Annotated in this window: 19 protein-coding genes; 13 read left to right on the top strand and 6 right to left on the bottom strand. The window is 75.6% G+C overall.

What is annotated here, in order from left to right:
* Positions 1–9: 9 nt before the first annotated feature.
* Positions 10–912 carry an alpha/beta fold hydrolase gene (locus NBH00_RS03485; RefSeq protein ID WP_254571966.1) on the bottom strand — a complete coding sequence of 301 codons (903 nt, stop codon included), beginning with the start codon at positions 910–912 and terminating at the stop codon, positions 10–12.
* A gap of 263 nt (positions 913–1,175) precedes the next feature.
* Between NBH00_RS03485 and NBH00_RS03480 the strand changes: the two genes are divergently transcribed.
* The 4 genes from NBH00_RS03480 to NBH00_RS03465 are packed head-to-tail and all read left to right on the top strand — an operon-like array spanning position 1,176 to position 5,624.
* Positions 1,176–1,910 (top strand): PilZ domain-containing protein, encoded by a 735-nt coding sequence (locus tag NBH00_RS03480; RefSeq protein ID WP_254571965.1) that lies wholly within the window; start codon positions 1,176–1,178, stop codon positions 1,908–1,910.
* A 47-nt stretch (positions 1,911–1,957) separates the two neighbouring features.
* A complete protein-coding gene (locus NBH00_RS03475) occupies positions 1,958–3,280 on the top strand; it encodes a TIM44-like domain-containing protein (RefSeq protein ID WP_302182686.1) in 1,323 nt (440 codons plus the stop codon).
* A gap of 57 nt (positions 3,281–3,337) precedes the next feature.
* Positions 3,338–5,035, top strand: coding sequence for an MFS transporter (locus NBH00_RS03470; protein WP_254571964.1), 1,698 nt, complete (start codon positions 3,338–3,340; stop codon positions 5,033–5,035).
* Positions 5,036–5,078: 43 nt separating this feature from the next.
* Positions 5,079–5,624, top strand: coding sequence for a YqgE/AlgH family protein (locus NBH00_RS03465; protein ID WP_254571963.1), 546 nt, complete (start codon positions 5,079–5,081; stop codon positions 5,622–5,624).
* Here the strand turns inward: NBH00_RS03465 and NBH00_RS03460 are convergent.
* Genes NBH00_RS03460 through NBH00_RS03450 form a run of 3 tightly spaced genes read right to left on the bottom strand, consistent with a single transcriptional unit; the run spans position 5,617 to position 7,880 of the window.
* Entirely contained in the window at positions 5,617–6,564 is a 948-nt protein-coding gene (locus NBH00_RS03460; protein ID WP_254571962.1) for an NAD(P)/FAD-dependent oxidoreductase, read from the bottom strand. The genes NBH00_RS03465 and NBH00_RS03460 overlap by 8 nt on opposite strands.
* A 38-nt stretch (positions 6,565–6,602) precedes the next feature.
* Positions 6,603–7,634, bottom strand: a complete 1,032-nt coding sequence (locus tag NBH00_RS03455; protein WP_254571961.1) for a metallophosphoesterase — start codon at positions 7,632–7,634, stop codon at positions 6,603–6,605.
* Positions 7,635–7,643: 9 nt separating this feature from the next.
* Entirely contained in the window at positions 7,644–7,880 is a 237-nt protein-coding gene (locus NBH00_RS03450) for a hypothetical protein (RefSeq protein WP_254571960.1), read from the bottom strand.
* 259 nt (positions 7,881–8,139) lie between these two features.
* On the opposite strand from NBH00_RS03450, the gene NBH00_RS03445 reads away from it, so the two are divergent.
* On the top strand, positions 8,140–8,505 hold the full coding sequence (locus NBH00_RS03445; protein ID WP_254571959.1) for a hypothetical protein: 366 nt from the start codon (positions 8,140–8,142) through the stop codon (positions 8,503–8,505).
* A gap of 243 nt (positions 8,506–8,748) precedes the next feature.
* On the opposite strand, the gene NBH00_RS03440 is transcribed toward NBH00_RS03445, so the two are convergent.
* Positions 8,749–10,380: a VanW family protein gene (locus NBH00_RS03440; protein ID WP_254571958.1), complete on the bottom strand. Its 1,632-nt coding sequence runs from the start codon at positions 10,378–10,380 to the stop codon at positions 8,749–8,751.
* A gap of 203 nt (positions 10,381–10,583) precedes the next feature.
* Between NBH00_RS03440 and NBH00_RS03435 the strand changes: the two genes are divergently transcribed.
* The 3 genes from NBH00_RS03435 to NBH00_RS03425 all read left to right on the top strand — a co-directional run bounded on the left by NBH00_RS03435 (position 10,584) and on the right by NBH00_RS03425 (position 13,949).
* Complete coding sequence (locus NBH00_RS03435) at positions 10,584–11,243, top strand: LysE family translocator (RefSeq protein WP_254571957.1); 660 nt, start codon at positions 10,584–10,586, stop codon at positions 11,241–11,243.
* Between the two features lie 9 nt (positions 11,244–11,252).
* Positions 11,253–12,905, top strand: a complete 1,653-nt coding sequence (locus tag NBH00_RS03430) for an acetolactate synthase (protein ID WP_254571956.1) — start codon at positions 11,253–11,255, stop codon at positions 12,903–12,905.
* 156 nt (positions 12,906–13,061) lie between these two features.
* Positions 13,062–13,949: a hypothetical protein gene (locus NBH00_RS03425; RefSeq protein ID WP_254571955.1), complete on the top strand. Its 888-nt coding sequence runs from the start codon at positions 13,062–13,064 to the stop codon at positions 13,947–13,949.
* Between the two features lie 31 nt (positions 13,950–13,980).
* Here the strand turns inward: NBH00_RS03425 and NBH00_RS03420 are convergent, their stop codons facing one another.
* Positions 13,981–15,069: a DNA adenine methylase gene (locus tag NBH00_RS03420; protein WP_254571954.1), complete on the bottom strand. Its 1,089-nt coding sequence runs from the start codon at positions 15,067–15,069 to the stop codon at positions 13,981–13,983.
* A 92-nt stretch (positions 15,070–15,161) separates the two neighbouring features.
* Between NBH00_RS03420 and NBH00_RS03415 the strand changes: the two genes are divergently transcribed.
* From NBH00_RS03415 to NBH00_RS03395, 5 genes are read left to right on the top strand one after another with little or no spacing between them, the layout of a single operon-like run.
* Positions 15,162–16,055 carry a thioredoxin domain-containing protein gene (locus NBH00_RS03415; RefSeq protein WP_254571953.1) on the top strand — a complete coding sequence of 298 codons (894 nt, stop codon included), beginning with the start codon at positions 15,162–15,164 and terminating at the stop codon, positions 16,053–16,055.
* Positions 16,056–17,096 carry a zinc-binding metallopeptidase family protein gene (locus tag NBH00_RS03410; RefSeq protein WP_254571952.1) on the top strand — a complete coding sequence of 347 codons (1,041 nt, stop codon included), beginning with the start codon at positions 16,056–16,058 and terminating at the stop codon, positions 17,094–17,096.
* Positions 17,097–17,150: 54 nt separating this feature from the next.
* Positions 17,151–17,678, top strand: a complete 528-nt coding sequence (locus tag NBH00_RS03405; RefSeq protein ID WP_254571951.1) for a heme NO-binding domain-containing protein — start codon at positions 17,151–17,153, stop codon at positions 17,676–17,678.
* Positions 17,648–19,033, top strand: coding sequence for a sensor histidine kinase (locus NBH00_RS03400; RefSeq protein ID WP_254571950.1), 1,386 nt, complete (start codon positions 17,648–17,650; stop codon positions 19,031–19,033). Before NBH00_RS03405 ends, NBH00_RS03400 begins: the two co-directional genes overlap by 31 nt.
* Positions 19,030–19,479, top strand: coding sequence for a response regulator (locus NBH00_RS03395; protein ID WP_254571949.1), 450 nt, complete (start codon positions 19,030–19,032; stop codon positions 19,477–19,479). Before NBH00_RS03400 ends, NBH00_RS03395 begins: the two co-directional genes overlap by 4 nt.
* Positions 19,480–19,631: the final 152 nt, after the last annotated feature.

Here is a 19,631-nt window from a genome sequence, read left to right as displayed (position 1 = left end):
CGCGCCCGGCTAGGCGGCCCGCTCGACCTTCAGCGCCGGGCGGCTGCGCTTGCGGCCGGTGACCGCGTGCGACTCGATGAAGTGGGCGAGGTCGGCGGGACGCTCGCGCTGCGGGTGGTGACCCATGCCGCGCCAGATCTCGGCGTGCGCCTGCGGGAGGGCGCGGCGGAGCGCGGGGAGGTGACCGGGGTTGACGAGCGCGTCGTGCTCGCCCCAGAGGGCGGCGACGGGACCATGGAAGGCGATCTGCCGCTTCGTGAAGGAGCGCTCGCTGCGGCCGGCCGCGGCGATCGCCTCGACGGCCATGCGGACGCCCGGGCCCGAGCTCCACGCCCGGCGGCGCACCCGGTCCATGAGGTCCTTCGAGGGCAGGCGGTGGTGGGCGACGAAGGTCGCGTAGGCGGCGGTGACCGTCAGCGGGTTGACGAGCGCCAGCGGCAGGGCGGCCTCGGCGACGTTGCGGACGACGGGAAGGCTGATGGCCTCGGCGATGCGGATCGCGCCGAAGCCGGCGGGCGCGAGCAGGGCGAGCGCCCACACCTTGTCGCTGCGCTCGGCGACCGCGGCGGCGACGCCGCCGCCGAGGGAGTGGCCGACGAGCGTGCAGCCGTCGACGTCGAGCTGGTCGATGGCCTCGACGATCGCCTCGGCGTAGGCGCTGATGCGCGGGCGCGAGGGCAGCGACGACGCGCCGAAGCCCGGGAGGTCGAGGGCGTAGCAGGGGCGCTGCGTGTCGCGGGCGAGCTGCACCCAGCCCTCGGAGTCGTCGAGCAGGCCGTGCAGCAGCACGAGGGGCCGTCCGACGCCCGTCCAGCTCCGGACCCGCACGCGGCGGCCGGACGAGATGACCAGGTCGCGGACTTCGGCGGGGCGGGGCGCTGTATGGGGCATCGTCATCTCGATCTTCGGCAAGTTGGAGGTCCGACCTTGAGGGCTCCGCCCACAAAAGCGGGGTCGCACACCGTGTTGGGCACACAAACGCTCAGCTCGAACAGCGTGTTCAACACTATGTTGGACCCCAGACGGGTAGCGGACTACCCGGGAGCGGCCGATCACAACCTCGGGCCGGCTCGCCCTCGCCCGCGCGACGAGGAAGGTGGCGCGACGGCGCTCCGTCAGGCGACACGACGCCGTCCCGCGGTGAAGGCGCGCGGCTCCCGGCCGATGACCCGGACGTGGACCCGCACACGCCCGAACGCGTCCGGCTGACCGTGCCGGGCCTCGGCGCCGTCGAGGCGTGGGTCGCGCGGGCGGTCCCCGGCGCGGCCGAGCTCGTCTTCAACGGCCTGCCGCCCGCGCCCGCGCGGGTGCTGCACCGGCGGGCCGCCGTCCTGCAGTCGCTCCCGCCCGACCCGCCCGGCCGCGTCGAGGCGACGCTGCTCGCCGTCCCCGACCGCCGCGGGACGCTCCGGGCGGACATCGTCCACGCGCTGCTCGCCGTCCCGGACCTGCCGCCGCGTGCGCCGGGGCCCGCCGCGCCGGAGCCCGGCCCCGCCGGGTCCGCGGGTTCCCCTGCCCCCGGCCGCGCCGTCCGCGCCGCCGACGTGCACGCCGCCTACGCGGCCGCGCCCGCCCCCGAGCGGCGCGGAGCCGAGCGCGTCCACGTCCTGCGCGCCGTCGCGATCCACCACCCCGGCACCGCCCGCCCCGTCCACGCGCGCACCGAGGACGTCTCCGAGCAGGGCCTCGCGGTCGCGGGGGCCTACGAGCTGTCGCGCGGGGACCTCGTCCGCCTGAAGGTCATGCTCGACGAGCACCGGCCGCTCGAGGCCATCGGCGAGGTGCGCCGCGGCGCGTCGGCCGGGCGCCACGGCGTCCAGCTCGTGCAGATGCGCCCGCAGGACCGCCTCTGGCTCGAGCGCTGGCTCGCCGCCGAGCGCGCCGCCGCGCGGGCCGCGCTGCTCGCCTGACGCGCTGCGCCGGGCGGCCCTCCGCCCCAGGTGCTTGCATACCCGGCGTGCCCGCGCTCGTGACGTCCTTCATCCTCGCCGCGGCCGGCGGCGGCTCCGCGGGCTTCGGCGGCGGGGGCGGGGGCGGCGGCGGGTTCCACGGCGGGGGCGGCTACCACGGCGGCTACGGCGGCGGCGCCGCGGTCGGCGGCACCGGCATCCTCGTCATCGTCCTGCTCATCGTCGCGGCGGTCATCGTCGCGGCGATCGTCGGCGCGATCGGCCGCGCGAAGCTCCGCGCGCGGCGGGCGGCGCGCGTGCAGCAGGTGACGCTCGCGAGCGCCGAGGCGGCCGAGGACGACGCGTACTTCGAGGCGGGTGCCATCCAGGAGGACGCGAAGTCCCTCTTCCTGAAGGTGCAGGCGGCGTGGGACGCGCGCGACCTCGAGACGCTCGCCGCCCTCGCCGGCCCCGACCTCATCGTCGAGTGGCGTCGCCGGCTCGCCGACTTCGCGCAGAAGGGCTGGCACAACCGCGTCGAGGTGCGCAGCGGGCCGAGCGTCGAGTACGTCGGCCTCGTCAACCGCGAGGACGACACCGAGGACCGGGTCGTCGTCCGCCTCGAGGCGGCGATGGACGACTGGTGCGTCACCCAGGGTGGCGGCGAGGTCTTCCACGACGGGGCCACGTCCGCGGCGACGACGCTGCGCGAGTACTGGACGCTCGCCCGGAGCGGGGTCACCGCCGACGCCCATTGGATCGTCCTGTCGATCGAGCAGGACGCCGAGGGCCTGCACAACCTCGACGCCGACATCGTCGCCTCGCCTTGGGCGGACACGAAGCGCATCGGGGCGGACGCGACGTTCGAGGTCGCGGCGGCCGAGGGCGGGACGGAGGGCTTCACGACCGCCGACCTCGTCGACCCCGGCTTCGCGGAGGACGCGCGCGCGGCCGCGCTCGACCTCTCGCTCGCCGACCCGCGCTTCGGACCGGACGTCATCAGCGCCTGCGTCACGCGTGCCGTCGAGGCGTGGCTCGAGGCCGTCGACGGCCCGGACGCGGCGCTCGAGGCGCTCGCGACGCCGGAGGCGATCCGCGCGCTCCTGCACCCGGGCGACAGCGCGCAGAACCCGAACACGCGCCTTGTCGCGCGCGGCGTCACCGTCGAATCGATCGACGTGCAGGCGCTGCGGCCGACGCCCGAGCCGGCGCAGCTCACCGTCGCGCTCGCGGCGCGCGGGCGGCGCTACGTCGAGGACCGCGACACGACCGCGCTGCTCGCCGGCAGCAAGGACGACGAGCGGCGCTTCGTCGACACGTGGACGCTCGCGCTGACCGGCGACAGCGCCATGCCGTGGCGTCTCGCCGGCGCCGCGCCCGCCGGGTTCTGACCGGGGTTCTGACGGGCACCGGCGGGCCGCGGGCCGCGAGCGGGCACACTGTCTGACGTGCGTCCCCGCTCTGTCCTGCTCGCCGTGGCCGCCGGCCTCGCGCTCGCCGACGCGTCGGTCGTCACCCTCGCGCTGCCGCAGCTGCTCGTCGACCTGCACACGACCGTCGAGGGTGTCGCGTCGGTCATCGGCGTCTACACCGTCGCGCTCGCGCTCGCGCTCATCCCGATCGAGCGGGCGACGCGGCGTCACGGCGCGCCCGCGGTCGGTGCCGCGGGCTTCGTCACCTTCGCCGTCGCGTGCATCGCCTGTGCGGGAGCGGACTCGCTCGCCGTCCTGCTCGTCGCGCGGGCGGTGCAGGCGATCGGCGGCGCCGCGGCGCTCGTGGCGACCTTCAGCCTGCTCGCCGACGGCCACGACGAGACCGGGGTCGCCGGGGCGCCGGCCCACGCCCCGCAGGCGCGGACGCTGTGGCTCGGCGCCGCCGTCCTCTCCGCCGCGCTCGGCCCGGCGCTCGGCGGCGCGCTGACGCAGGCGTTCTCGTGGCCGGCGATCTTCATCGCGCAGGTGCCCGTCGCGGCGGCCGCCGCGCTCGTCTGCGTGCGGCTCCCCGGGCCGGCGACGGCCCCGCCGGACCCGGTCGCCACGACGCCGCCGGCCGAGCCGTTCGACTGGCGCGCGGCGACGGCGCTCGGCTTCGTGTCGGCGGCCCTCAGCGCCGTCCTCTTCCTCCTCGTCCTGCTGCTCGTCGCCGGGTGGGCGGTGCGGCCGCTCGCGGCGGCCGGGACGGTGACCGTCGTCCCCGCCTTCGCGCTGCTCGCGGGCTGGTCCGGGACGCGCCTGGGCGACGCCCGCTGGCGGGCCGCCGGCGGCTGCGTCCTCGTCGGCTTCGGCACGATCGCCCTCGCCTACCTCCCGGACGCGCGCCTGTGGTGGACGCTGGCCCCCCAGGCCCTCGCCGGCTTCGGGATGGGCCTCGCGCTGCCCGCGCTCGGCGGCGAGCTGCTGCCCGAGCGCGACGCGCGCGACGCGGCCCGCCTGCTCGCGATCCGGCACATCGGCATCGCGGTCGCGCTCGCCGTCATCGCGCCGATCACGAGCGCGCGCCTGGACGACGCGACGTTCAAGGCGCGGGAGCGCGGCGTCGCGCTCGTCCTCGACGCGAAGATCGACCCGGCGCGCAAGCTCCAGCTCGCCCCCGCCCTGCTCGCGAGCGTCGACACCGAGTCGCCGCGGCGCGTGCTGCGCCAGACGATCGCCGACAACCGCGCGGCGCTGAAGGGCGCCGAGCTCGCCGATTACGACCGGCTGTCCGTGCGGGCCGACGAGACGCTCGTCGAGGCCGTCGGCCAGTCGTTCTTCGCCGCGTTCGCGCTCACCGGGCTGCTCGCGCTCGCCGGCGCGGGCCTGCTCGTGCGGGCCCGCCCGCGCGCGCCCGGCTGGGCCGTCGGCGCGACCGTCGTCGGCTGCGCCGTGCTCGCCTGGCAGGTCGCCGAATGGCACCACCTGCAGCCGCCGGCCGTGACGATCGCCGACCCGTGCCAGAAGCGGAGCCTGCCGTCGACCGGCGGCGTGACGGGCTTCCTCCAGGACAAGGCGCTCGAGGTCCTCGACAACGAGGCGTGCCACTACGGCTCCTCGCGCGAGGAGCTCGTCCTCGCGCTCGCCGACGACGCCGACGCAAGGCGCTTCCAGCGTGAGCACGGCGCGAACCCGCGGTCGCTCGGCGGGCTGCTCGGCGGTCTCTCCGGGTGAACCGGACCCCGCGGCGCGGCGCGGTCCGCGACAATGCGGTGCGATGACGCCGTTGAAGGGCAAGCTGCTGATCGCGTCCCCCGCCCTGGTGGACCCGAACTTCGTCAGGACCGTGGTCCTCGTGGCGGAGCACTCGACCGAGGGCACGCTCGGCCTGATCCTCAACCGGCCGACGGACTCGGCGGTGGCCGACTCGGTCGACGAGCTCAGGGGCGTCGTCGAGATCGGCGACCCGGTCTACGTCGGCGGCCCCGTCCAGACCGACGCGGTGATGGTCCTCGCCGAGTTCGAGGACGCCACCATGGCGGCGGCGCTCGTCCTCGACGACATCGGCTTCCTCCCGGCCGAGGCGGACATGGTCGCGATCGCGGCGGCGACGCGCCGCGCGCGGGTCTTCGCCGGGCACTCGGGCTGGGCGCCCGGCCAGCTCGACTCCGAGCTCGAGGAGGGTGCCTGGATCCTCGCCGACGCCGAGCCGGAGGACGTCTTCGTCGTCGACACGGACGACCTGTGGGCCGCCGCGCTCCAGCGCAAGGGGGGCGCCTACGCGCAGCTCGCCCGGGTCCCCGAGGACCCGTCGGTCAACTGAGCAGCGCGGCCGCGGCGGCGCGACCCGACGCGATCGCCCCGGCGACGCGACCGCCGCCGAGCCAGTCGCCCGCGACCGCGAGCGGGCCGGCGGTGAGACAGCGCTCCGGGAGGGGCGCGGACGGCTCGGCGTAGCGCCAGCGGTGCGCGGTCAGGAGGGCGGGCTGCGGCAGGTCGACCGCCGCGGCGACGGTGCCGGCGAAGCGATCCAGGAGGGCGAGGGCGGCGGACTCGGGCGCGTCCTCGAGGTGCTCGGCGCTCCACGCCGCCGACGCCTGCAGGACCCAGCGCTCGCCCGGCTCGCGACCGGGCCGGGGCGCCTGCGCGGCGGCCCACACGAGGTCGTCGCCGGGCGCGTCGTGCACGTCGACCGGGAGGTTCAGCGCGCGGTCCCAGGCGACCATCGCCGTCCAGCACGGGTCGTAGGGGACGGCGAACGCGGCGGCCGCGAGCGGCGGGGAGATGTGCTGCAGGAGGACGGCGGCCTGCGGGGCCGGGACCGCGACGACGACGCGGTCGGCGGGCGGCAGCGGGCCGTCGGCGGTGGCGAGGAGCGCGCCGCCGTCCGCGAGCGCGCGCAGCGGCTGCACGAGCGTGCGGGCCGTGACGGTCACCCCGTCGGCGAGGGCGCGGGCGGCGGCGCTCATCGTCGGGACGGGCACGTCGCCGAGCGGGGCGGTGGCGCGCAGGTCGCCGGTCCGGCGCGGGCGCCAGGCGGCGACGGTCGCGGCGGCGCGGGTGCCGTCGAGCGCACCGGGATCGAGGTGCTGCGCGCCGTGGTCGAAGCGCAGCGACCCCTCGCGCCGGGTCGCGGTGCGGCCGCCCGGGCCGCGCGACTTTTCGTAGACGACGACGTCGACCCCGGCGGCGCGGAGGTCCTGGGCGCAGGCGAGGCCGGCCACGCCGGCGCCGATGATCGCGGCGGTTTCGAACTCGGGCATCGGAAGGGGTACGGGCGCGCGGGCGCCGCGGACCGCCGTCAGCGCACGAGGTCGGGGTCGAGCTCGTCGAGGAGTCCGACGGCGCGCGGCGCCTCGCCGTCCTCGACGACGACGGCGCCGCCCGGCCAGTACGGGTGCGGCGGGTTGGAGCCGGCGAGCAGGAGCGGCTCGTACACCCAGCAGCCGGAGTTCGTCAGGTGCACGTCGCCGACCGGGGACCACTCCGGGACGTGGTCGCCGAAGCGCGGGCCGGCGCGGTGCAGGTGGCCGAAGATGACGTGGTCGGCCTTCACGCCGATGCGCTTGACGACCTCCCCCATCGCGGGCATGCCGGAGCGGCGGAACTGGTGGCCGAGGGCGCCGGCGCTGAGCGGTGCGAGCGTCCCCGCCCCGAACATCCGGGCGGCGAGCGGCAGCGCGATCGTCGACGCGCGGCGGGCGAGGCCGGCAGCGCGGTCGAGCGGCTCGCCGATGACGCCGGGGAGCGAGGCGGCGACGAGGCCCTGGACGGCGGCGGCGCTCGGGCCGGCGGCGTGCTCGTAGTCCTCCGCGGTCGCGCGGCCGTCGGGCACGCGCCCGAGGAGCAGGCCGGTGCTGGAGGCGGGCATGAGGTGGCGGTCGAGGTAGTGGCCGTGCGTCGCCCAGACGCCGTCGGCGAGCCAGACGCCGGGGTACCGGACCTGGACGCGGGCGGGCTTCAGCGCCGCGGCGACGGCGCGCAGGGCGGACGAGGACGTCAGCGGCACCCGGGACGCGTAGCCGAGGCGGCGGCCGCCGGCCCGCTGGCTGCGCAGCCACGGCCGCACGAGCGCGTGATCGTGGTTGCCGAGGACGACGACGACCTCCTTGCCGCGGCCGAGGCCGGCGCCGATCGCCCGCAGCACCGGGAGCGCCGCGCGCATCGCGGGCTTCGGGCGCCCCTCGAGGAGCTCGATCGTGTCGCCGAGGAGGACGAGGCGGTCGACGTCCTGCAGCTCGCGTAGGAGGAGCTGGCGCGCGGCGGGCTGCCGCAGGACGTCGTGACCCGAGCGCACGCCGAGATGCAGGTCGGAGATGACGAGCGTGCGCATCGGGCGGTGTCAGGCCTCGAGGCCGACGGTGCGGCTACCGCCGGCGACCGCGCCGCGCCACGGGCCGGCCTCGCCGGCGGGCACGTCGGCGCGGCCGAGGAGGAGCGCGGCGAGCAGCCGGGCGTCGCCCTCCCCCAGGGGCCCGACGCGGAGCTGCCGGACGTCGGCGCCCCGCTCCTCGACGACCGTCAGGTGGACGGCGCGGTCGACGGTGAGGGCGAGCTGGGGGTCCGGTGAGGAGGTCACGCCCGCTGCATGATGATGGATCGCGCAAGCGTTGCGGCGCACGCCTGGGCGGGTTCTCGGCCGATCCGGCACGGCGGCCGCCGGTAGGTTCGGGCGGTACGCGGATCCTCATCGTCGGGGCCGGGGGCGTGGGGGCGGCGGCCGCGGCCATCGCCCGCCGGCGGCCGTTCTTCGACCACCTCGTCCTCGCGGACCTCGACGGCGAGCGGGCGGTGGTCGCCGCCGGGCGGTGCGGGGACCCGCGCATCACCGGGACGGCGTGCGACGCGGCGAGCACGGCGGCGATCGTCGCGCGCGCCGGGCCGAGCGGGTCGACGTCATCCTCAACGCCTGCGACCCGCGGCTGAACCCGCCGATCTTCGCCGCCGCCCGCGAGGCCGGCGTCACGTACCTCGACATGGCGATGACGCTCTCCGAGCGCCACCCCGACGAGCCCTACGCGAAGCCCGGCGTCACGCTCGGGGATGCGCAGTTCGCTGCGTCCGGGGCGTGGGAGGCGGCCGGCCTGCTCGGCCCGGAGGCCTTCCCGGCGCAGCCGTTCCTCGACCTGCTTGCGGAGTACGGCGCGCCGCACGGCGTCGACGAGCAGGACCCGGCGAACCCCGGGGTGCGGCGCGCCGGCTGAGGCATCAGCCGGGCTGCCGCCGCCCGGGCGGCGTGCGGCCTTGTGGGACATATCCCCCCACGAGACCGCACGCTGCGCCTGGGCGGGGCCGGCTGCGGCGGGCCGGCTGCGGCGGGTCTCCCGGGCGGCGTGCGGCCTCGTGGGTCATATCCCCCGACGAGACCGCACGCTGTGCCTGGGGCGGGGCCGGCTGCGGCGGGGCCGGCTGGTGCGGGCGGGCGGGGCGGCGGGCCGGCTTCGGCCCTACTCCGGGCTCTTGTCGTACGTCGTCGTGAAGCTGTCCTGCTGGACCTGGCCGCTTGGCCGCCGGATCGTCCGCACCACCCGGATGCGGAAGTCCCTGCCGGCGACGTGGCGGCGGGGGCCGGGCTCGGCGGTCACGCGGCGGCCGCCGTTGTGGCCGTAGAGGCTCACGGTGATCGAGGTCGCGTCGGTGGAGGTGCGCACGAGGACGGGGGCGTTCGTGTCGTTCGTCCACTTCATGTCGATGCTCGGGTAGTCGAGCGTCGCCTCCCGGCCGGGCGGGTAGCGGTCGATGTAGAAGCTGTGCGGCTGGTGGGTGTCGAGGCGCAGGCCGGCGAAGTAGGCGGCGTTGTAGATCGTCGTGGAGACCTGGGAGACGCCGCCGCCGATCGACGGGACGATCTTGCCGTCGGCGATGAACGGCGCCTTGACGTAGCCGCCGGCCTTCGTGCGGGGGCCGACGATCGCGTTGAGGTCGAACTGGCCGCCGGGCGGGACGATCGTCCCGTCGACGGTGCGGGCCATCGTGCGGATGTTCGTCACGCGCGGCTGGCCCGCGACGTAGCGGGTCGTGAACGTCCCGATGAGCGAGTCGATCCGCCGCGCCTGCAGCGGGGTGACCTTCGGCGTGTCGCGGGTGACCGGGAGGCGGACCTGGTGGCGGCCGGTGCGGATCGCGTCGGCGATCGCCGTGAGCGCCGCGCCCCGGTCCACGGTGATGCCGACGCGGCCGTCCCGCACGACGCGGATGCGCGCCCCGCGCGGCCGCCACGTCACCCTGCCCTTGCCGTCGACGATCGCGGCGCGGGCGGGCGCGGCGATCCGCGGCTCGCGTGCCTTCTGGTCGCGCTGCGCCGCCACACGCGCGACGAGGGCGCCGAGCGCGGTCTCGTCGCTGCCGAGCCGGACCTGCGTGGGGTCGTCCGCGGACGCCCGCAGGCGCAGGAGCGGTGCGAGCTGCCGCGGACGCACGACGACCTCGCGGCCGGCGCCGGTGAGGCGCAGGGGCGCGGCGAGGTCCGCGGTCGCCGCGTCCGCCACCGCGCGGATCGCGCCGCGCGCCGGGACCGCGGACGTCCGGTACGGCGCGCGGACCACGCGCCGTCCCTGCCGCAGCGCCGTCGCGAGCAGCCGCGCCAGGCGCGGGCGGTCGACGACGCGGCCCGCGCGCGGCGCGCGGACGGCGACGTCCAGCGTCGCGGGGTCGACGGTGATCCCGCCCGGGTAGCTCACGCGGTCGATGACGTGCGCGACGCCCTTCGTCGTCCCGGCCATCGCGCGCGGGTCGATGTGGTCGACGGGCGTCACGTCGTGGGACCCGACGAGGCCCTTCGCGGTGTCGACGAACCCGAGGACCGGGCCGGTGCGGCCGACGTCGAGCACCTTGTCGACGGTCGCCGGCACGTCGTGGCGATAGCCGGCGGCCTGCGGGGTGACCTTCAGGCGCTGCCCGGCGCCGGTGACCGTCACCGCGGCGGTCGCCAGCCGCTGCATGCGGCTCTCGAGCGAGCTGCGGCTGTCCCCCTCGACGCTGACCCCCGCGAGCGTGGTGCCCGGGAGCGCCCGCCCGCTGTAGACGATCCGCACCGCGAGCAGGCCGAGGACGACGAGCAGCGGGACCGCCGTGAGCACCGCGAGGCGGCGGCGCCGGCGGTGGGGCCGGGGGCCGCGGGGGATCGGGCGGGTCCGGCGCGGCGGAGGCGGTGGGGTGCGCCGGCGGCGCGGCGGGGTCGTGGCCACCCCCCGTGTTTATCAAGGCCGCTCGTGCTTTTCGTCGGCCGATCGGCCCGACGGGACGCGCGTTGCGTCCGGCCGGGTGGGCTACCGTTCCGAGCGTGATCACCCCGGCGGCCGAGGCGGGCATCGCCCTCGTGGCCCTCGGCCTCGTCCTGACGCCGGGGCCGAACATGCTCTACCTCGTCTCGCGGTCGCTGACCCAGGGGCGCCGGGCCGGCCTCATCTCGCTCACGGGGACGGCGGCCGGCTTCCTCGTCTACCTCTGCGCCGCCGCGGCCGGCCTCGTGACGGTCTTCGTCGCCGTCCCGGCCGCCTACACCGTGGTGAGGCTCGCCGGAGCCGTCTACCTCGTCCACCTCGCCTGGCAGGCGGTCCGCCCCGGAGGACGGCCGGTGTTCGCGGTCGCGGCAGACGGCGCGGTCGACCCCGAGCGGCTCCCGCTCGCCGCCGACCCGCCGCGGCGCCTCTTCACGATGGGCCTCGTCACGAACCTCCTGAACCCGAAGATCGCCGTCCTCTACGTCTCGCTGCTGCCGCAGTTCATCGACCCCGACCGCGGCTCGGTCGCCCTGCAGACGCTCGTCCTCGGCGGCACCCAGGCGACGATCGCGCTGCTCGGCAACGGGATCATCGTCGTCTTCGCCGGCAGCGTCGCGGCCTTCCTCGCGACCCGGCCGGCCTGGCTGCGCGCGCAGCGCTGGTTCATGGGCGGGGTGCTGGGCGCCCTGGCGGTGAAGATCGCCGCGTCGCCTGGATAGGCTCGCCCCATGTCCAGCGCAGAGACCGAGCAGACCACCGCCGTCCACGGGGGCAAGCTCATCGCCCGCCGCCTGAAGGCCCACGGCGTCACGAAGATCTTCACGCTCTCGGGCGGGCACATCTTCCCGATCTACGACGGCTGCCGGGCGGAGGGGATCGACATCGTCGACACCCGCCACGAGCAGGCCGCGACATTCGCGGCCGAGGGCTGGGCGAAGGTCACGCGCGAGGTCGGCGTCGCCGCCGTCACCGCGGGCCCCGGCGTGACGAACGCGATGAGCGCGCTCGGCTCCGCCCAGATGAACCAGTCGCCGATCGCCGTGCTCGCCGGCCGCGCGCCCGCCCTGCGCTGGGGCAGCGGGTCGCTGCAGGAGATCGACCACATCCCGTTCGTCCGGCCGCTCACGAAGTCCGCGCAGACCGCCGACTCGCCCGCCGAGATCCCCGGCCTCGTCGACGACGCGATCGCCACCGCGCTCGCGCCGCACTCGGGCCCGACGTTCGTCGACTTCCCGATGGACCACGTCTTCTCCGAGGCGCCGGACCCCGGGACGCCGGTCGCCCCGCGCGATCCCGAGGGCGGCCCCGAGGCGGACGGCGGGCAGCTCGACCGCGCGATCGCCCTCCTGCGCGACGCCGAGCGCCCCGTCGTCATGGCCGGCACGAACCTCTACTGGGGCCACGGCGAGGTGGCGCTGCTCGAGCTCTGCGAGGAGCTCGGCGTGCCGGTCTTCCTCAACGGCATGGCGCGCGGCTGCGTCCCCGCCGACCACCGCCTCGCCTTCTCCCGTGCCCGGAGCGAGGGGCTGAAAGGGGCGGACGTCGCGATCGTCATCGGCGTCCCGATGGACTTCCGCCTCGCGTTCGGCGGGGCGTTCGGGGAGCAGACCGAGCTCATCGTCGTCGACCGTGCCGAGGCGATCCGCGAGCACCCGCGTCAGGTCGCGGCCGAGCTCGTCGGCTCGATCGCCGGGACGCTGCGCGCGCTGACCGCGGGGGCGAAGGGCGCCCAGGACACGAGCGCGTGGGTCGCGCGGCTGCGCGCGAGCGAGACCGAGAAGCGCGCCGCCGAGGCCGCCGAGCTGACGGACGGGCGCAGCCCGCTGCACCCGATGCGCCTCTACAAGGAGCTCGCCGAGGTCGTCGACCGCGACGCGATCATCATCGGCGACGGCGGCGACTTCGTCTCCTACGCCGGCAAGGTCATCGACAGCTACGAGCCCGGCTGCTGGATGGACCCGGGGCCGTTCGGCTGCCTCGGCTCCGGCCCCGGCTACGCGCTCGCCGCGAAGCTCGCGCGCCCCGACAAGCAGGTCGTCCTCATGCTCGGCGACGGCGCCTTCGGCTTCGGCGGGATGGAGTACGACACGCTCGCCCGCCACGGCGTGAACGTCGTCGGCGTCATGGGCAACAACGGGATCTGGGCGCTCGAGAAGCACCCGATGGAGTTCCTCTACGGCTACTCCGTCGCGGCCGAGCTCACCCCGCGCACGCGCTACGACCTCGTGGTCGAGGCGCTCGGCGGACACGGCGAGCTCGTCGAGGACCCGGACGCGGTGAAGGGCGCGCTGCACCGCGCGTTCGAGGCCGGCAAGCCCGCGCTCGTGAACGTCCTCACCGACCCGTCGGTCGCCTACCCGCGGCGCTCGAACCTCGCCTGACGCCTGGGGGCGGCGGGCGGCCGACGGGCGACGTTACCCGCCCCCGCCGCCCCCGAAACGCGGGCTGTGCGTGCGGCTGCACCCGGCCCGAGCGACCGCAACCTGCCGAGGTGCAGGCGGGTTCCCGCCGTACCACCCCAACCGCAGGGAGAACACATGAGCAAGCATGATCAGCAGCCCGACGAGCCGCGCCGCGGCCTCCGAGGCCGCTTCGGGACCGGGTCGGTCCGCACCCGCAACGTCATCGCCGCCACCGGCATCCTCGCCATCGGCGTGACCGCCACCGGCTTCGCCGCGACCGGCAGCCCACTGCTGCAGGGCAAGCGCAACGGCACGACCTCGGCGGAGACCGAGATCATCGCGAACATCAACTCGACGAACGGCCCGACCGGCGGGTACTCGACCCGGCAGTCCAACCTCTCGTCGACCGGCGGCGGCGCCGTGTACGGCTGCCGTTCCACCGCGGGCGGCTCGGCGGCGATCCCGCCGACGAACCCCTGCCTGCGCGCGAACAACCTCTCGACGGGGTACGCCTTCGAGTTCAACGCGTCCAACGGCCTCACCGCGGGCCTGATCACCGTCGGCAAGGGCGGGGATGCCACCAAGCCGTTCACCACGAACGCGACCGGCGTCGCCACCGGCCTGAACGCCGACCGCGTCGACGGCAAGAACGCCACCGACTTCCTCGGCGCGACCGAGAAGGCGACCGACAGCGCGAAGCTCGGCGGCCAGGAGCCGGCCGCGTTCGCCCAGGCCGGCGACTTCCTCTTCGCGGCGGTCGACGCGACCGGCAAGGTCACCGCGAGCCGCGGCGGCACGGCGACGGCGGCCGTCACGCCCGCGACGACCACGGCGACCGTGACGTTCACCAAGGACGTGAGCAAGTGCTCGTTCACCGCGACGCCGAACACGGCGACCGCGACGTCCGGCCTGAGCCTCGCGGTGTCCTCGGTGACCGCGGACGGCAAGCAGGTCCGCGTCGACGAGGCCGGCACCCCGACGCCCGCGGTGCTCGTCCCGTTCCACCTGCAGGTGATCTGCTGAGGCAGCCCGCCTGACCCCGCTCGGGGCCAGATCAAGGGGATCGGAGGGGCGCCACGACGGCGCCCCTCCGTCGTTCCGCCGCCCCCAGCGCCGCGTCGATGACCGCGCCGTCCGGCCCGGCGACGAACAGCAGCTCCCGGTTGCGCAGGTGCGAGACCGTCCCGACGACCTCGCCCGCGGGGTTGTGGATCCCGATGCGCGCCCCGACGTAGCGCGCGCCCTCGACCGCGACGACCCGCACCTCGCGCCCGGTCGACGCGAGCAGCGCCTCGATCGCCTCGGGCCGGTGGAACCCCTCGTCGCTGAACGACGCGACGATCCACGGCGCGCGCAGCCGCTCGACGAGGTCCGCGTAGACGCCCCACGCGCGCGGCACCGAGTTGTAGGCGCTCTTCGTCGAGCGGCAGTCCTCCCGCTTGCACGCGATGCCGTAGTGCGGCGGCGCGTCCCAGCGGATGAGGGTCTCCCACACGTGGTAGTTCGAGAAGTACGAGTGCCGGTTGTAGGGCGGGTCGAGGTAGACGAGGTCGACGTCGTCGAGGGCGCCGGAGGCGGCGTGGGCGTTCGCGTCGGCCCGGGCGATCGTGCCGGGCGGCCCGTCGACCGCGACCGGCTCGCGGAGGGTGAGCGGCCGGTAGGAGCGCTTGGACCACGCCTTGACGAAGGCCATCTGCAGCCCGCACGTCGAGTCGACGCGATCGGTCGCCTCGAGCAGGCTCGTGAGGACGAGCGCGCGCAGCGTCCCCTCCAGGCCGAGGCGGTCGACCTCGGCGCGGATCGCGTCGACGCGGCGGCCGTTGTGCTCCTGCAGGAAGCGCGCGGTGCGGCAGAACGTCTGCGTGACGTAGCCGTCGACGCCCGGCAGCTGCCCCAGGTGCGCGAGCAGGCGACGCAGCTCCGCGCGGTCGACGTCGTCGCCGGCCGCGACGTAGGCGCCGCCGAGGACCTCGCTGTAGCTCGCCGTGTCGCTCGCGTGGACGACGAGGCCCGCGCGCCGCAGGCCCTGCGCGACCCGGGTGGTCCCGGTGAACGGGTCGGCGGCGGTCGTCGCGGGGAGCCCGGCGGCGATGTCGCGGATGAGCGGGACGAGCGTCCGCTTGGAACCGAGGTACTTGACCATGACGAGGCTGCCCAGGCGCAAACTATCCGAGCGGAGCGCCTCCGCGACACAAGTGGTTGCGTACGCAACGCTCCTGGGTACCCTGAGACGACATGGCCACTCCCACGACCACCGCCGTCTCCGTCACGCACTACACCGATCCGGGTTGCCCCTGGGCGTACTCGGCCTCGCCGGCGCTCGCCGTCCTGCACTGGCGGTACGGCATGCAGCTCGACTGGGAGCTCGCCACCATCGGCCTCGCCGAGGATCCCGAGCGCTACATCGGCCGCGGCTACACGCCCGAGCGACAGGCCAAGGGCTACCTCGGCTTCCGCGCCTACGGCATGCCGTTCGCGACCGCCCCCCGCGAGCGCGTCACCGCCACCGGCCGCGCCTGCCGGGCGATCGTCGCCACGCGCCTGCTCGCCCCCGAGCTCGAGTACGCCGTCTTCCGCGCCCTGCAGTTCACCCACTTCACGACGACGGCCCTGTTCGACACCGACGAGGGCATCCGCACCGCCCTCGCCCGCGTGCCCGGGCTCGACGCCGACCTCGTCGTCGCCGCGATCGACGACCCGCGGACCGAGGAGGCATACCAGACCGATCGCGCGCGCACCCGCACCGCCGCGGGCGGCCCGACCGAGGCGCAGGGCAAGTCCGCGCAGAGCGACGGCCCCGTCCGCTTCACCGCGCCGTCGCTGCAGTTCACCCACCGCGACGGGACGATGCTCGAGGCCGGCGGCTTCCAGCCCGTCGAGGCGTACGACGTCTGTCTCGCGAACCTCGACCCGACGCTCGAGCGCCGTCCCACGCCGGAGAGCGCCGCCGAGGTGCTGCGGGAGTTCGAGTACGGGCTGACGACCGCCGAGGTCGCCGCCGTCATGGCGCCGCACCTGACGGCCAGCGACACCGAGCACGCCGAGCTGGCCCTCATCGAGGCGGTCGCCGCGGGCGACGCCACCCGCGTCGCGCTGGGCGACGACGCGCTGTGGCTGGCGGCCCCGTAGGTGCGGACGTTCAGCTGCGGGGTCTGCCACCACGCGGTCTACTTCGAGAACTCCCTCTGCCTCACGTGCATGTCCGGCCTCGGGTTCGAGCCCGAGCGCCGCGAGATGGTCACGGCGCTCGTCGAGGAGCCGATCGCGGACGGCTGGCTGCGGGTCGTCGGCGACCCGGACGACGCGCCGCTGCGCCGGCGCTGCCGCAACGCGGAGCTCGCGCGCTGCAACTGGCTCGTCACCGAGGAGAATGGGCTCTGCCGCAGCTGCGCGCTCACGCACACGCGTCCGGCGAACGACGACGCGGACGCGCTGCTCGACTTCGCCGACGCCGAGGGGGCCAAGCGCCGGCTGCTCTTCACGCTCTTCGAGCTCGGGCTCCCGGTCGTGGGCCAGGCCGAGCAGCCCGACGGCGGCCTCGCCTTCGACCTCCTCTCGAGCGAGCACCGGGCCGTCAGCACCGGTCACGCCGACGGGCTCATCACGCTCGACCTCGACGAGGCGGACGGCGCCCACCGCGAGATGATGCGCGAGCAGCTCGGCGAGCCGTACCGCACGCTGCTCGGCCACTTCCGCCACGAGATCGGCCACTACTACTGGCCGATCGTCGTCGAGCAGACCGGGCTCATCGACCGCTACCGCGAGCTCTTCGGGGACGAGCGCGAGAGCTACGCCGACGCGCTCGAGCGCCACTACGCCGAAGGGCCGCCGCCGGACTGGGCGGCCGAGCACGTGAGCGCCTACGCGACCATGCACCCGTGGGAGGACTGGGCGGAGACGTGGGCGCACTACCTCCACATCTCGGACACGTCGCAGACCGCCGCCGCCCACGGGATGCGCACGCAGCTCGCGATCCCCGGTGACACGGCGGACCTCGGCTTCCGCCAGACGCTGAAGGACTGGATCCCCTTCACCTTCGCGATGAACGGCATCTGCCGGTCGATGGGAATCCCGGAGCTGTACCCGTTCGTGCTGACGCCCGCGGTCATCGAGAAGCTGCTGTTCGTCGACGCGGCCGTAGGCAAGGCCGTCCGGCGCGACGTGCGTTAGGTTCCCCCCGAGAAGCACCCGGACCGCACGGAGGGAACCGTCATCAAGGGCATCGTGTTCAACCTGCTGGAGAACGTCGTCACGCGTGAGCACGGGGAGGACACGTGGGACGACCTGCTCGACGACGCGCGGCTCGCGGGCGCGTACACGTCGCTCGGGAGCTACCCGGACGCGGACCTGCTCGCCCTGGTGGCCGCGGCGAGTGCCCGGCTCGAGGTCCCGGCGGACGACGTCGTGCGCTGGTTCGGCCGCGAGGCGCTGCCGCTGCTCGCGCAGAGCTACCCCGCGTTCTTCACGCCGCACACGTCGACGCGGCCGTTCCTCCTCACGCTCAACGACGTCATCCACCCCGAGGTGCGCAAGCTCTATCCGGGCGCCGAGGTGCCGGTCTTCGACTTCACGGTCTCGCCCGGCGACGAGCTCGTCATCGGCTACGCGTCCGGCCGGCAGCTCTGCTCGCTCGCCGAGGGCTTCATCGAGGCGGCGGCCGCCCACTACGGCGAGGTCGCCACCATCCACCAGCCGGCGTGCATGAAGCACGGAGCGCCCAAGTGCCAGATCGTCGTGACGACGACCCGCTGACGACGGCGCCGGACCCGGCCGCGCGGCTGCGGTCCCGCCTGGACCGGGAGCGCCTGGCGCGGCACGAGGCCGAGCGCATCGCCGAGTCGACGCTCCGCGAGGTCTACGTCCAGCGGGAGGACCTGCAGCTCCTCGAGCGCGTGGCCCGCGCGGCGAACGAGGCGGAGAACGTCGACGCCGCGATCGGCCGGATCCTCACCGACCTGTGCGCGTACACGGGGTGGCCGGTGGCGGACGCCCTCCTCGTCGAGGACGGCGTGCTGCGCTCGGCCGGCCATTGGCACGTCGCCGACCCCGAGCGGTTCGCCGGGTTCCGGGCGCTCTCGCGGGCGACGGACTTCGCGCCGGGGGTCGGGCTGCCGGGCCACGTGCTCGCCGCCGGCGAGCCCGCGTGGATCCCGCGCCTCGCCGAGGACGAGTCCTTCCCGCGGCGCCACGCCGCGCTCGCCGCCGGCCTCCAGAGCGGCTTCGCCTTCCCGGTGCTCGTCGGGCACGAGGTCGTCGGCGTCATCGAGCTCTTCGCGACGGCGGCGGCGGAGCCCGACGCGCGGGTGCTCGACGTCGTCGCGCAGGTCGGCGTCCAGGTCGGCCGCGTCATCGAGCGGGAGCGCGCGCGGCTCGCGCTCGAGGCGGCCAACGGCGCGCTGCTGGAGACGCTGCAGGACGTCGAGCGCTCGAACCAGGATCTCGAGGCGTTCGCCTACATCGCCTCGCACGACCTGCAGGAGCCGCTGCGCTCCATCTCGGGGTTCGTCCAGCTGCTCGCCCGGCGCTACGAGGGCAAGCTCGACCCGCGGGCCGACGAGTACATCGCCTACACCGTCGACGCGACCGCGCGGATGCAGGCGCTCATCAAGGACCTGCTGCGCTACTCGCGCGTCGGGCGGGAGGCGATCCGGCGCGAGCCCGTCGACCTCGCGGCGGTCCTCGACCGCACGCGCCGGTCGCTGACGCAGGCGATCGCCGACGCCGGGGCCGAGCTCGTCGTCGAGCCGCTGCCCACGGTCGTCGGCGACGCGACGCAGCTCGCGCAGCTCGTCGACAACCTCGTCGGCAACGCGCTGAAGTTCCGCTCGCAGGCGCCGCCGGTCGTGCGCGTCCGGGCCGAGCGGGAGGCCGCGGCGTGGCGCATCCTCGTCGAGGACAACGGCATCGGCATCCCGGTGGAGCTCGCGCCGAAGGTCTTCGACATGTTCCAGCGCCTGCACCCCCGCGAGGACGCGCCGGGCACCGGGATCGGCCTCGCGATCTGCCACAAGATCGTCGAGCGCCACGACGGCACGATCAGCGTCACCGCGCGTGAGGGCGGCGGCTCGTGCTTCTCCTTCACGCTGCCCGACGGGCCGGCCGCATGAGCGGACCGGCCGGACCGCTGCTGCTGCTCGTCGAGGACTCGGCGGCCGACGCGCGGCTCGTCCGCGAGGCGCTCATCGAGAACGACATGGCGGTGGACCTGCGGGTCGCCCGCGACGGGCACGAGGCGCTCGAGCTGCTCTTCGGCGCGGGCGGCGGGAGCGCGTCGCTGACCCCGGACCTCATCCTCCTCGACCTGAACCTCCCCGGGGTCGACGGCCTCCACGTCCTCGAGCGGCTGAAGGCGGACGCCCGCCTGCGCCAGGTTCCGGTGGTCGTGCTCACGACGTCCGCGGCGGCGCGCGACGTCGGCGCGGCGTACGACCTGCATGCCAACAGCTACGTCGTCAAGCCGGTGGACTTCTTCGAGTTCGTCGACGCGATGCGGTCGATCCAGGCCTTCTGGCTCGGGCTCGCGCAGGGGCCGCCGCCCCCGGCGCGCGCCTGACCTCGGGCGCGGAGACCCCGAACAGCAGCGGCGGTGTAGGCCGCCGCTGCCGCTCGCTCCCTCCTCCCACCCCCGGTCTGCCCGCGCGCCCGTCCGCTGACCCCGGACCCGTCAGAGGAAAACGTCGGATCGTCGTGCGCTTTTTCGGGCGG

The organism is Paraconexibacter antarcticus (genome assembly GCF_024220175.1).
Classification (GTDB): domain Bacteria; phylum Actinomycetota; class Thermoleophilia; order Solirubrobacterales; family Solirubrobacteraceae; genus Paraconexibacter; species Paraconexibacter antarcticus.
Note: the sequence above shows the minus strand (reverse complement) of the source record. Positions and strands in the feature narration are given on the sequence as shown.

Bases quoted from the DNA above. Each gene is read 5' to 3' on its own strand.
- NBH00_RS03465 (WP_254571963.1), top strand. From the start codon at position 5,079: ATGACGCCGTTGAAGGGCAAGCTGCTGATCGCGTCCCCCGCCCTGGTG.
- NBH00_RS03460 (WP_254571962.1), bottom strand. From the start codon at position 6,564: ATGCCCGAGTTCGAAACCGCCGCGATCATCGGCGCCGGCGTGGCCGGC.
- NBH00_RS03455 (WP_254571961.1), bottom strand. From the start codon at position 7,634: ATGCGCACGCTCGTCATCTCCGACCTGCATCTCGGCGTGCGCTCGGGT.
- NBH00_RS03430 (WP_254571956.1), top strand. From the start codon at position 11,253: ATGTCCAGCGCAGAGACCGAGCAGACCACCGCCGTCCACGGGGGCAAG.
- NBH00_RS03425 (WP_254571955.1), top strand. From the start codon at position 13,062: ATGAGCAAGCATGATCAGCAGCCCGACGAGCCGCGCCGCGGCCTCCGA.
- NBH00_RS03420 (WP_254571954.1), bottom strand. From the start codon at position 15,069: ATGGTCAAGTACCTCGGTTCCAAGCGGACGCTCGTCCCGCTCATCCGC.
- NBH00_RS03415 (WP_254571953.1), top strand. From the start codon at position 15,162: ATGGCCACTCCCACGACCACCGCCGTCTCCGTCACGCACTACACCGAT.
- NBH00_RS03395 (WP_254571949.1), top strand. From the start codon at position 19,030: ATGAGCGGACCGGCCGGACCGCTGCTGCTGCTCGTCGAGGACTCGGCG.